The sequence below is a fragment of the Dyella sp. 01L423 genome (assembly GCF_056399945.1).
Map to the genome: position 1 here is coordinate 1 of NZ_JBFTSI010000037.1, position 502 is coordinate 502.

The window sequence follows — 502 nt, forward strand, 5'->3', positions numbered from 1 at the left end:
GCAGAAGGCCACGCAGCGATGCGTGGCCTTTTTGTTTTGGCGCCCGCCCGGCGCCTTCTATATTGTGGGGATTGCCCGTGGCGGGCGCCTGTGATGCGTGCGGCTCTTGAAAGCGCGCTGCGTGTCGCCACCTACCCCCTGACACACTCCACAGATCACAGAAGGACCACGAAGGCACCATGGAACAGTATCACGGCACTACCATCGTCAGCGTCCGACGCGGCAACCAGGTTGCGCTCGGCGGTGACGGCCAGGTCACTCTCGGCAATATCGTGATGAAGGGTACGGCGCGCAAGGTGCGCCGCATCTACAACGGCAAGGTGCTGGTCGGGTTTGCCGGCAGCACGGCCGACGCCTTCTCGCTGCTCGACCGCTTCGAGGCCAAGCTCGAGAAGTACCAGGGCAACCTGACCCGCGCCGCGGTGGACCTGGCCAAGGACTGGCGCTCGGACCGCGCGCTGCGCCGGCTCGAGGCCATGCTGATCACGGCCGACCGCGACAC

1 protein-coding gene is annotated in these 502 nt (G+C 65.9%); it reads left to right on the forward strand.

Features of this window, described 5'->3' with window-relative positions; all coding sequences use genetic code 11:
* Nucleotides 1-179: 179 nt before the first annotated feature.
* Nucleotides 180-502 (forward strand): ATP-dependent protease subunit HslV (gene hslV / locus AC1DMY_RS20940; RefSeq protein WP_477166766.1); only part of this gene is annotated, 323 nt, incomplete at its 3' end.